The organism is Streptomyces sp. NPDC044704, assembly GCF_056433525.1.
In genome coordinates this window covers 1-11278 of sequence record NZ_JBWKGY010000002.1, presented here as the reverse complement: position 1 = coordinate 11278, position 11278 = coordinate 1, and the positions used below count along the sequence as shown (strand labels likewise).

At 70.0% G+C, this 11278-nt stretch carries 11 protein-coding genes, 1 rRNA gene and 2 riboswitches; of the genes, 1 reads left to right on the top strand and 11 read right to left on the bottom strand.

Going from position 1 to position 11278, the window contains the following annotated elements; all coding sequences use genetic code 11:
• Nucleotides 1-18 precede the first annotated feature (18 nt).
• Nucleotides 19-153: riboswitch (glycine riboswitch) on the bottom strand.
• 1 nt (nucleotide 154) lies between these two features.
• Nucleotides 155-253: riboswitch (glycine riboswitch) on the bottom strand.
• 114 nt (nucleotides 254-367) lie between these two features.
• Nucleotides 368-763 (top strand): PRC-barrel domain-containing protein, encoded by a 396-nt coding sequence (locus tag AC07B0_RS04375; RefSeq protein WP_356883841.1) that lies wholly within the window; start codon nucleotides 368-370, stop codon nucleotides 761-763.
• Here the strand turns inward: AC07B0_RS04375 and AC07B0_RS04370 are convergent.
• From AC07B0_RS04370 to rrf, 11 genes are all read right to left on the bottom strand, one after another.
• The gene (locus tag AC07B0_RS04370) at nucleotides 760-2247 is read right to left on the bottom strand and encodes a DNA polymerase IV (RefSeq protein WP_478896728.1); all 1488 of its coding nucleotides are present in this window, start codon (nucleotides 2245-2247) and stop codon (nucleotides 760-762) included. The two genes, AC07B0_RS04375 and AC07B0_RS04370, sit on opposite strands and share 4 nt — an antisense overlap.
• A 33-nt stretch (nucleotides 2248-2280) precedes the next feature.
• Nucleotides 2281-2919, bottom strand: a complete 639-nt coding sequence (locus tag AC07B0_RS04365; RefSeq protein ID WP_356883845.1) for a MerR family transcriptional regulator — start codon at nucleotides 2917-2919, stop codon at nucleotides 2281-2283.
• Between the two features lie 205 nt (nucleotides 2920-3124).
• On the bottom strand, nucleotides 3125-3598 hold the full coding sequence (locus tag AC07B0_RS04360) for a bifunctional nuclease family protein (RefSeq protein WP_007262890.1): 474 nt from the start codon (nucleotides 3596-3598) through the stop codon (nucleotides 3125-3127).
• A gap of 63 nt (nucleotides 3599-3661) precedes the next feature.
• Nucleotides 3662-4426 carry a transcriptional regulator FtsR gene (gene ftsR, locus AC07B0_RS04355; protein WP_356883847.1) on the bottom strand — a complete coding sequence of 255 codons (765 nt, stop codon included), beginning with the start codon at nucleotides 4424-4426 and terminating at the stop codon, nucleotides 3662-3664.
• A gap of 43 nt (nucleotides 4427-4469) precedes the next feature.
• Entirely contained in the window at nucleotides 4470-5414 is a 945-nt protein-coding gene (locus AC07B0_RS04350) for an FHA domain-containing protein (RefSeq protein WP_356883857.1), read from the bottom strand.
• 82 nt (nucleotides 5415-5496) lie between these two features.
• On the bottom strand, nucleotides 5497-6348 hold the full coding sequence (locus AC07B0_RS04345) for a DUF881 domain-containing protein (protein ID WP_478896726.1): 852 nt from the start codon (nucleotides 6346-6348) through the stop codon (nucleotides 5497-5499).
• Between the two features lie 5 nt (nucleotides 6349-6353).
• Nucleotides 6354-6686, bottom strand: a complete 333-nt coding sequence (locus AC07B0_RS04340) for a small basic family protein (RefSeq protein WP_281207173.1) — start codon at nucleotides 6684-6686, stop codon at nucleotides 6354-6356.
• Nucleotides 6683-7585 carry a DUF881 domain-containing protein gene (locus tag AC07B0_RS04335; RefSeq protein ID WP_356883851.1) on the bottom strand — a complete coding sequence of 301 codons (903 nt, stop codon included), beginning with the start codon at nucleotides 7583-7585 and terminating at the stop codon, nucleotides 6683-6685. The genes AC07B0_RS04340 and AC07B0_RS04335 overlap by 4 nt, the downstream gene beginning before the upstream one ends.
• A 112-nt stretch (nucleotides 7586-7697) precedes the next feature.
• Nucleotides 7698-10196 (bottom strand): mannose-1-phosphate guanyltransferase, encoded by a 2499-nt coding sequence (locus tag AC07B0_RS04330; protein ID WP_356883853.1) that lies wholly within the window; start codon nucleotides 10194-10196, stop codon nucleotides 7698-7700.
• Between the two features lie 101 nt (nucleotides 10197-10297).
• Nucleotides 10298-10888: a cardiolipin synthase ClsA gene (gene clsA, locus AC07B0_RS04325; RefSeq protein ID WP_356883854.1), complete on the bottom strand. Its 591-nt coding sequence runs from the start codon at nucleotides 10886-10888 to the stop codon at nucleotides 10298-10300.
• Between the two features lie 137 nt (nucleotides 10889-11025).
• A 5S ribosomal RNA gene (gene rrf / locus AC07B0_RS04320) occupies nucleotides 11026-11142 on the bottom strand.
• Nucleotides 11143-11278 lie beyond the last annotated feature (136 nt).

The following is an 11278-nucleotide window of genomic DNA, read 5'->3' as shown; positions in this document are numbered from 1 at the left end:
GGCGCGGGCACCCGGACGGCCTCCCCCTCTGTCATCTCAACCTGAGAGCTTCACCGGGCCTCACAGGGGTCGCCCGTGGGGTCCGGCTTTCACCGTCGGTGAGGGGAGGAGCCGGCACTGCGTCCCGGCACCGCCCCTGCTTTCCAGAGTGGCCTCTTCACGTGCGGTACGTATGCCTGAGAGATTCCGGGGAGGATTTGCTCCTTCGGCGCCTCCGTCGAGCTCACTCGGAGGACTCTCCCGCACAGGGTCAACAGCCGTCACCCAGCCTACCAGCGAGGATCTGGACCCTCCCTCGAGTGGCCCCCTCCCCGGATATGCACTTTTGTAGTGATTACGGATGGAGTTGCGACCAAGTGGAGGGACCGTGCAGACCGACATCGATCCGCGCAGCCTGATCGGCCGCAAGGCATTCGACCGCAACGGCGCCAAGATCGGAACCGTGGACGAGGTCTACCTCGACGACGCCACGGGCGTTCCGGAATGGGCGGCCGTGCGGACCGGGCTCTTCGGCCGGGACGCGTTCGTCCCCCTGGAGCCCAGCGAGGTGGTGGACGACGCCCTGCGCGTGCCGTTCGAGCGCTCCCTCATCAAGGACGCCCCCGACTTCGGGGTCGGCCGTCACCTCTCCCCCGAGCAGGAGCTCCAGCTGTACCACCACTACGGCCTGGACGTGGCCCTCCCGTCGGAGTTCCGCCACGCCCCGCCCCCGCCCGCCAAGAAGCGCCGCCGCGCCGCGGGCCGCCTGACCGGACGCAGCTAGTCCTTCCGGCCGCGGCACTGGGAATCGGACGTTCCCACCAGGGGCAGCGGATCGGACGGCTCCAGCTCGGGGTCGTCCACCCGGAAGGTGCGGACCCGGCCGGGCGGGGATCCGGGCCGCTCGAACCGTACGGTCACCCGGCCCACCCCGCTGCCCTGGACCCAGCCGGGCCCGTACACCGCGTGCCGTACGTCGCTCCCGGCCGCCCAGTGCCGCGCGACGGCCGGCCCGTCCGCCCCGGGCTCCCTGGGCGCCCCGGGCGCCTCCACGGCCTCTCCCGCCGCCTCCACGGCATCGGCACCGGCATCCGCAGCCCGCGACGGTGCGTCCGCCCCCTCCGCCCCGTCCGGCGCAACGGCCCCGCTCGCGTCGCCGACCGCCGCCGCGACCCCCTCCGCCTCCGCCTCGGCGGCCAGTACCTGGGCGAAGAGGTCCTCCTGCGTGTAGTCCGCGAGGCCCGTCACGCCGACGCCGAGCAGCCGCACCCCGCCCGTGGTGTCCACGCCCTCCAGCAGCCGCGCGGCGGCCTCCCGCACCACCCCCGGATCGTCGGTGGGGCCCCGCAGGGTCTCGGAGCGGGTCAGCGTCGAGAAGTCGTAGCGCCGGACCTTCAGGACGATGGTCCGGCCCGAGTGTCCGGAGGCGCGCAGCCGCCCCACGCACCGGTCGGCGAGCCGCTGCACCTCGAAGCGGATCCGTACCCGGTCGTGCAGGTCCACGTCGAAGGTGTCCTCGACGGACACGGACTTCGCGTCGCGCTCGGCGACCACGGGCCGGTCGTCGAGGCCCAGCGCCATCCGGTAGAGCCCCGCCCCGTGCGCCTTGCCGACCATCCGGACCAGCTCGTCCTCACCGGCTTCGGCGAGTTCCCCCACGGTGGTGATCCCGGCCCGGCGCAGGTGTTCCCCGGTGGCCGGCCCGACCCCGGGCAGGGTCCGCACCGACATCGGCGCGAGCAGTTCCCGTTCGGTGCCCGGCTCGATGAGCAGCAGCCCGTCCGGCTTGGCCTCCTCGGAGGCCACCTTGGCGAGCATCTTCGACCCGGCCAGCCCCACCGAGCCGCTGAGCCCCGTGGCAGCCGTGATGTCGGCCCGCAGACGCTCCCCGGCCGCCCTGGCACCGGCCGCGTCGAAGGCGGAGCCGCCCGCCTCCAGGTCGACGAAGGCCTCGTCCAGGCTGAGGGGCTCGACCAGCGGTGACAGCTCCCGCAGCAGGCCCATGACCAGCTCGCTGACCTCGCGGTAGAGGCTGAAGCGGGGGATCAGACAGGCCCCGTTCGGGCACAGCCGCCGGGCCTGGGCCATCGGCATCGCCGAGTGCACCCCGAAGCGGCGGGCTTCGTAGGAGGCGGTGGCGACCACCCCGCGCGGTCCGAGCCCGCCGACGATCACGGCCTTCCCGCGCAGGCTGGGCTTCGACGCCTGTTCCACCGAGGCGTAGAAGGCATCCATGTCCAGGTGCAGGATGGTCGGCGCGGCTCTCACAGCCCCGATGCTGCCCTACGGCACTGACATCGGTCAGACGGCCCGGTTCCGCCGTGCGGCGAGCTCATCGGCCGGATTGTGGCCGAGGAGGGTCTCGCCCGTGTCGATGCGCTCCCCGTGCAGCTGCGACAGGGCGTTCTCCACATCGCGCCAGACGACGCCGACCGCGATGCCGAAGACGCCCTGCCCGCCCTGGAGCAGGCTCACCACCTGGTCCGGCGAGGTGCACTCGTACACGGTCGCGCCGTCGCTCATCAGCGTCATGCGTTCTAGGTCGCGAAAACCCCGGTCACGGAGGTGCTGCACGGCGGCGCGGATGTTCTGCAGCGCCACCCCGGTGTCCAGGAAGCGCTTGACGATCTTGAGGACCACCACGTCGCGGAAGCTGTACAGCCGCTGCGTGCCGGACCCGTACGCGGGCCGGACGCTCGGCTCCACCAGCCCGGTCCGCGCCCAGTAGTCGAGCTGCCGGTACGTGATGCCGGCCGCGGCGCACGCCGTGGGGCCCCGGTAGCCGACCTGCTCGGGCGCCGGGTCGTCGCCCACCGGTCCGACCGGCGTGGACGCCGGCTGACGGTGCGCGGGCCCGGCCGCGCCGCCGTGCAGCGGGTACGACCCACCATCACTCCGTGCGGGGGTGCCCCCGGTCGTACCGTCGCCCGTGATCCTCACGCCGACCCTCCGTCCTTGACCTGCCCACCTTGAAGGTAGGCAGTGACCAGGGGTGCGTCAACGATCGCCACACTCGGCACGCCGAGTGATAATCACCCTGAGAGTGGTTTCCCGTACCCCATTGCGGGGAAAGGCTACTCGAATGGGCTGAAGGTTCCCGGTGGACGACGCGGCCCGCGTTTCGCCGCGCTCCCCGCTCCGCTCCTCACTGGGGGCCGGTACCGAAGTCCTCCGGCGAAATCTGGTCGAGGAACTCGCGGAACTTCTCCACCTCGTCCTCCTGCTCGTCGGGAATGGCGATTCCGGCGTCGTCGAGCACACCGTCACTGCCGTAGATCGGCGTCCCCGTCCGCAGGGCCAGCGCTATGGCATCGGAAGGCCTCGCGCTCACCTCGACCCCGCTGGCGAAGACCAGCTCCGCGTAGAAGACGCCCTCCCGCAGATCCGTGATCCGGACCTCGGTGAGCTCCTCACCGACCGCCTCCAGCACGTCCTTGAACAGGTCGTGCGTCAGCGGCCGGGCAGGGGCCATCCCCTGCTGTGCGAAGGCAATGGCGGTCGCCTCCCCAGGACCGATCCAGATGGGGAGGTACCGGTCGCCTCCCACTTCACGCAGGAGCACGATCGGCTGGTTGGAGGGCATTTCCACCCGGACACCCACAACGTCGAGCTCGTTCACACAGCAACCCTAGGACCTGCCCGGCCGGTTTGGGTAGTCGGGGCCGCACGCCGACCAGCGCCGTCAGCGCAACCGGACGCCGAGAGCGGTCTGCACGAGGGCCTCGTGCAGCCGTACGGAGAGTCCCGCGAGCTCCTTCAGCGTGGCCTCCGCGTGCGCCCTGGTCTGCGGGTTGCGGTGCCTGCGCAGCGGCGAGACGACCTGCTCCACCAGACCGGCCTCGCGGTCCGCGGCGGCCTTCATGGCCCGCAGGTGGCGCGGCTCCAGCCCGAACCGTCCGAGATCTGCGATCAGGCGGGCCACGGTGACGGTCTCCGCGTCGAACCCGCCGCCCGGCGCCTCGGAGATGAGCCCGTACGACTCCCATTCCACGAGCTGGACCTCGTCCGCCTCCGCGGCGGCGATCAGCTCGGCCCGCCCGACCCGGGGCACGGTCGGCCGCTCCCGGCCCACCTCGCCGTACACGGCGGACGGGCTCGCGGGATCGACGGACTCCCCGTGGGCGGTGGGTCCGGGGATGCGGATCTGCTCACCCCGGTCGAGGGCGTCGAGCTGCTCCCGGATGACCTTCAGCGGCAGGTAGTGGTCGCGCTGGAGGCGCAGGACGCGCCCGAGCCGTTCCACGTCCGCCGTGCTGAACTTGCGGTATCCGGAAGGTGTGCGCACGGGCTCCACGAGCCCCTCCGCCTCCAGGAAACGGATCTTCGAGATCGTGACTTCGGGGAACTCGTCGCGCAGCATGGTCAGCACCGTGCCGATGCTCACCAGCCGCCCGGCCTGGCCGGCGGTGCCGTTCTTCGGGGCACCGCCGGTGGGGGTACGCAGCATGGAACCTTCCCTGGGGTCCCCCCGGACCGGGTCCGGGGGAGGGTCAGATGCCCCGCAGGCTCGCGTAGAAGACCAGCCGGTACTTGCCGATCTGCACCTCGTCGCCGTTGTGCAGGGCGACCGAGTCGATCGGCTCGCGGTTCACGTACGTGCCGTTGAGGCTGCCCACGTCGGAGACGGTGAAGCCGCCTTCCTGGCCCCTGCGGAACTCGACATGGCGCCGGGAGACGGTGACGTCGTCCAGGAAGATGTCGCTCTGCGGGTGCCGGCCCGCCGTGGTCAGCTCGCCGTCGAGGAGGAAGCGGCTGCCCGAGTTGGGGCCGCGCCGGACGATCAGCAGGGCGGAACCCGGCGGCAGCGCTTCCACCGCGGCCTGGGCCTCGGGGGACAGCGAGGACGACGCGTGCGGCTGTCCCGACACCTCGGCCTCGTAGGCCTCGAGGCCCGAGATCGAGATCGTGGACGTGGTCTCCGAGGCACGCTCCGGCGTCAGGCCCGCCCGCAGCGGCGCCCCGCAGTTCGAGCAGAAGCGGCTGGCCGCATCGCTGCGGTGCCCACACCTGCTGCAAACCTGCTCGGCCGACATGGACGGCTCCTCGCGCCGCGGCTGCCCCGCGGAGGCATTGGTGGCATACGGGTCGGGCGCAAACCCTCCACCCGCACTTGAGGTTGATGGTTCACCGAAACCTATGCGTCCGGAACCGGCAGGGTCAACACTCGACGCGCCCTGCGCGCCCGAATTGTCACCCTGGCCGGCCACCTCGTCACGGAAGAGCGGCCGGTCGCCCTGCCCTTCCACCTCGCCGTGCCCAGCGCGGTGCCGTGCGGCACCGCCTTCCTCGCGGTTCTTCTTGCCGAACAACTTCTCAAACAACTTCACGGGCGATTCCCCTTGACCGAAACAGACCCGCCCGTGGGGCAGGACGAACTCTGCATGCACACACCTGCCGACCCGGACATTCTCACAACGTCCGTAACCACCAGACAGTTTCCACCACGCACCGCGACTTCGGTGCGTCGACCCCCCGCAGGCATCCGCCCGCGTGAGCCGGTCCACGTTCCGCCCGACATCACGGCGATGACGACCGAGCGTAGTCAGGCTGCTTCGCAGCCCGCAAGGCATCCACAACGATCTTCGCCGACCGTGTGACGGCGACCGTCGCCTGCTCCTTCTCCAGCGTCTGCACCACCCCACCGGGGATGTTGAGCGCCGGCTCCAGATCCTGCGGCCTTCCGATCACCTTGAACTCGTAGGGCTGTGTGATCTTCTTACCGTCGATCGCGACGCCGCCGCCCTCGTCCGAGAAGTACGAGCTCGCCACCACGCGCACACCGTTGATCTGGATCGCCTCGGCCCCGGCCGCCCGCAGCTCCTGCAGCGTGTCCAGGAGCTGGTCGGACTGCACCTGCCCCTGCGGATCGGTGATCCGCAGGGTGATGCCGGGTCCCTGCGCTGCCACCGTACCGGCGAGGATGCCCAGTTGGCGTTCCTTCTCCACGGTCTGCCTGCGCGCCTCTTCGGCCTGGTTGGAGCTGCTTTCCAGCTCCTTGCGCTGGTCGTCGAGCTTCTGCTTCTCGTCCTCCAGCCGCGTGGTCCGCCCGTCGAGCTCGTCGAGGATCCGTACGAGGTCCTCCTGACGGGCACCGCGCAGCGGGGCGCTGGAGTCGCTGTTCGACCGTACCTGAATCGCGAGGCCCAGCCCGAGGACGAACAGCAGCAACGCGACGATCAGTTGGGCCCGGCTCACGCGCGGCGGCCACAGCCCCGCCGCCAGGCGCTGCCGCCCGGTCTCCTCGGGGGCGGCCGCGGGACCTTCGGAAGGGCCCCGGGAGGGCCCTGGCGCGGCCTGCTCGGCCTGCTCGCCCTTCGGGGGCCGCTCCGGCTCCCCGGACTCCCCCAGCGGAGCGTTCTCGCTGCTCATCGGCCTCACGCCCGGAAGACGTGCCGGCGGATGGCCGCGGCGTTGGAGAAGATGCGGATGCCGAGGACCACGACCACGCCCGTCGACAGCTGCGCGCCGACACCCAGCTTGTCTCCGAGGAAGACGATCAGCGCGGCCACGACCACGTTGGACAGGAACGACACCACGAAGACCTTGTCCACGAAGATCCCGTCCAGCATCGCGCGCAGACCGCCGAACACCGCGTCGAGCGCGGCGACCACGGCGATCGGCAGATACGGCTCGACGACGGCCGGCACTTCGGGCCGGACCAGAAGTCCGACCACCACTCCGGCCACGAGGCCCAGTACCGCGATCACGATGCACCCTTCTTCGGCTCTTCTGCAGTGGCTGTGCGCACGGTCAGGCTCGACGCGGCCGGCACCCTCACCTCGTCCACGGCGGACAGGGTGTAGCGGATCCCGTAGCTCTCCTGCAGCACGTGCAGGTACTGGCCGTCCACGGAGTCCTGGAAGGTGGTCCCCAGCCGCTTCTTGTCCCCCACCGCGAGGATCTCGTAGGGCGGCACCAGCGGCTTGTTGTCGACCAGTATCGCGTCACCGGCCGCCCTGATCGCCGACAGGGCCGTCAGCCGCTGCCCGTTGATCGAGACGGCCTCCGCGCCGGCCTGCCACAGGCCGTTCACGATGCGCTGCATGTCCCGGTCGCGGACCCGGCCGGTGTCCGAGAAGCCCGCGCTCTCGCGCGGTCCGCCACCGCCGGCGGCAGCGCCCTTGGCGTCGTCCACCACCAGTTTGACGCCGGGACCACGGACCTCGGTTGCGCCCGACAGCAGGGCCACGAGCCTGCCCTGGTCCCCGCCGTGCTGCTTGAGCGCCTCGGCCTGCCGGTCGGCGACCTCGGTCCGCAGCCGCTCGATGTCGCGTTCCAGCCCGTTCGCGTGGCCGTCGGCCCGCTCGACGCGGTCGATCAGCTCCTCGCGCTCCTTGGCCAGGACCGGCGCCGCTATGCGTGCCTGTGCCGCACCCAGCGTGACGACCATGGCCGCGAGCACGAGCCCGGCGGCGAGCGCCAGCTTGGCCTTGAGGGTCCGCGGCAGCCCCGCCGTACCGTCCGCCTGGCGCCGGGCCGTCGCTTCCGCGTAGCCCTCGTCGAGGCTGTGGTCCATGACGTGCGTCAGCAGCGACATGGAGGCGTCCGGGCGCGCGGGCGGCGTGGCCGAACTCCGGTCGTTGGGCGGCTGGGACATGCCGCACATCGTCGCATGTCGCCACCGCTCCCACCGAATGCGGCCGTCCGGCGGGCCGGTACGGACGACTGCCCGTACCGGCCCGCCGGACCCCCCTGCTACGCGGTGCCGCGTACCGCGCTCAGTGCTGCCCGGCCCCGTCCACGACCGCGCCCCACTCGTCGAGGAGCGCCTGCGCGGACGCGTCGTCGGGTCCTTCCGCCCACAGGTGGGTGACCGCTTCCGCCGGGTCCGGCAGGACCAGCGCCCACCGCCCGTCGGCCTCGACCACGCGCACCCCGTCGGTGGTGTCCACCTGCCGGTCTCCGGCCGCCTCCACGACCCGCCGCATGACGAGCCCCTTGACGGCCCACGGCGTCGGCACGTCCCGCTTGAGGACGTGCGCCCGCGGGATCCGGGCGTCGATCTGGCTCAGCGTGAGCTGGGTCCGCGCGACCAGCCCGATGAGCTGCACGAACGCCGCCGACCCGTCGAAGACGCTGCTGAACTCCGGGACGATGAACCCGCCCCGCCCGTCGCCGCCGAAGATGGTGCTCTCGGCCCGGCCCACACGGGTCAGGTCGTCGGGCGAGGTCGTCGTCCACTCCACCTGCGTGCCGTGGTACGCCGCCACCTGCTCGGCGACGCGCGTGGTGGTCACGGGCAGCGCCACCTTGCCGCTGCGCTTCTCCGCGGCCACCAGGTCGAGCATGACGAGCAGCGCCCGGTCGTCCTCGATGATCCGCCCGCGCTCGTCGACCAGGGAGATCCGCTCGCCCACCGGGTCGAAGCGCACCCCGAAGGCCGCCCGGGCCGAGGCCACGATCTCCCCGAGCCGGACCAGTCCGGCCCGCCGGGACTCCCTGGTCTCCGTCGGCCGGGACTCGTCCAGTCCGGGATTGATCGTCAGCGCGTCGACCCCGAGCCTGCCCAGCAGGCTGGGCAGCACCAGACCGGCACTTCCGTTCGAGGCGTCGACGACGACCTTGAGGCCGGCGTCCGCGATCCCGGTGATGTCGACCCTGCGCAGCAGGGAGCCCGTGTACGAGTCGAAGACGCTCGACGGGAACTGCAGGTCGCCGATCTCTCCCGGGAAGGCACGCCGGTACTCCTGGCGCGCGTAGACCCGGTCCAGCTTGCGCTGGCCCGCCTGCGAGAGGTCCGCTCCCCGCTCGTCGAGGAACATGATGTCCACCGAGTCCGGCACCCCGGGCGAGGTTCGGATCATGATCCCGCCGGCGGCGCCGCGGGCCGTCTGCTGCCGGGCCACGGGCAGGGGTACGTTCTCCAGGTCCCGTACGTCGATGGCGCTGGCCTGGAGCGCCGAGATCACGGCCCGCTTCAGCGCTCTCGCGCCGCGGGAGTGGTCACGGGCCGTGGTGACGATGGCCCCCTTCTTGAGGGTCGTCGCATAGGCACCGGCCAGTTTGACCACGAGCTCGGGGGTGATCTCCACGTTCAGGATCCCGGTGACGCCCCGGGCACCGAACAGGTGGGCCTGCCCGCGCGACTCCCAGATCACGGACGTGTTGACGAAGGCGCCGGCTTCGATCGTCTTGAACGGGTAGACGCGGACGTTGCCCTGGACAATGGATTCTTCACCGACGAGGCACTCGTCGCCGATGACGGCACCGTCCTCGATCCGCGCGGCCCGCATGATGTCGGTGTTCTTGCCGATGACGCAGCCGCGCAGGTTGCTGTGGGGGCCGATGTACACGTTGTCGTGGACGACGGCCTTGTGCAGGAAGGCCCCGCTCTTGACGACCACGTTCGACCCGATGACCGTGTGTTCCCGGATCTCCACTCCGGCTTCGACCTTGGCGTAGTCCCCGATGTACAGGGGTCCGCGCAGTACCGCGTCGGGGCTGACCTCGGCGCCTTCTGCGATCCATACCCCGGGGGAGATCTCGAAGCCCTCCATGTCGACCTGGACCTTGCCCTCGAGCACGTCGGCCTGCGCCTTGACGTAGCTCTCGTGGGTGCCGACGTCCTCCCAGTAGCCCTCGGCCACGTAGCCGTAGATCGGCCGGCCTTCCTTCATGAGCTGGGGGAAGACGTCACCGGACCAGTCGACGGACACGTCGGCTTCGACGTAGTCGAAGATCTCGGGTTCCATCACGTAGATGCCGGTGTTGATGGTGTCCGAGAACACCTGGCCCCACGTGGGCTTCTCCAGGAAGCGCTCGACCTTCCCTTCCTCGTCCACGATGGTGATGCCGAATTCCAGCGGATTCGGCACCCGCGTCAGGCACACCGTGACGAGTGCGCCCTTCTCCTTGTGGAAGTTGATGAGATCGGTGAGGTCGAAGTCGGTGAGCGCGTCGCCGGAGATGACGAGGAAGGTGTCGTCCTTCAACGCCTCTTCCGCGTTCTTCACGCTGCCGGCGGTCCCGAGTGGCTTCTCCTCGTTGGCATAGGTGAGCTCCATTCCGAGCTCCTCGCCGTCCCCGAAATAGTTCTTGACGAGCGACGCCAGGAACTGCACGGTGACGACGGTCTCACTGAGCCCATGCCGCTTGAGCAACCTGAGCACGTGCTCCATGATCGGCCGGTTGGCCACCGGCAGGAGCGGCTTGGGCATGCTTGAGGTCATGGGGCGAAGCCGCGTACCTTCGCCACCGGCCATCACGACGGCCTTCATGTCGGAAGAGTCCTCCTAGAGAGATGACGGTCTTGCCGACCTCACCCGTCTCGGACGGTGACTCCGCTACTCCTCCGCGTCAGTACCGGCGCCGAGTGAGCTCAATCGGCCGTGGTGTCCGCCTTCACGAGACGGCGGACTTGCACCACGTAAAGGATTCCTGCCCACCAATAGAGCGTTGTACCCCATCCCGCGAACGCCCATCCGAAAACGGACGCCGTCCAGGCCAGCCAGCCCGTGCCGTCGCTGAGCAGGAGAAGGGGGAACGCGTACATCAGGTTGAAGGTGGCGGCCTTGCCGAGGAAGTTCACCTGGGGCGGCGGATAGCCGTGCCGGCGCAGGATCCACACCATGACCAGCAGCATTGCCTCACGGGCGAGCAGGGCGGCGGTGAGCCAGAGGGGCAGGATCTCCCGCCAGGTGAGGCCGAACAGCGTGGTCAGGACGTAGAGGCGGTCCGCGGCGGGGTCCAGTAGCCGCCCCAGGTTGCTGATCTGATTCCAGCGCCGCGCGAGTTTCCCGTCGAGGTAGTCACTGATCCCGCTGAGCATGAGGACCGCGAGTGCCCACCCGTCGTACCCCGCCAGGATCAGCCAGAGGAAGAGCGGTACGCCTGCGAGCCGAGCCATGCTCAGGATGTTCGGAATGGTGAAAATTCGGTCAGTCTGGACCCGAGTCTCCTGGACCTCCACCCGGGGGCCTCCACTGTGACTGTAGAAAATGTCGAATCGATGCCCCCTGACCCTACAGGAGTCCCCGAGCCGGCCTGCCGGGCCCTGAACGCAGAAAAGCCCCGCACCATAAGGTGCGGGGCTTTCCCACAATGATTGTTCGGCGGCGTCCTACTCTCCCACAGGGTCCCCCCTGCAGTACCATCGGCGCTGAAAGGCTTAGCTTCCGGGTTCGGAATGTAACCGGGCGTTTCCCTAACGCTATGACCACCGAAACACTATGAAGTTGACCAACCGGATGACAACACGGTCGTTACTTCAGAACTAACACAGTGGACGCGAGCAACTGAGGACAAGCCCTCGGCCTATTAGTACCAGTCAGCTCCACCCGTTACCGGGCTTCCACATCTG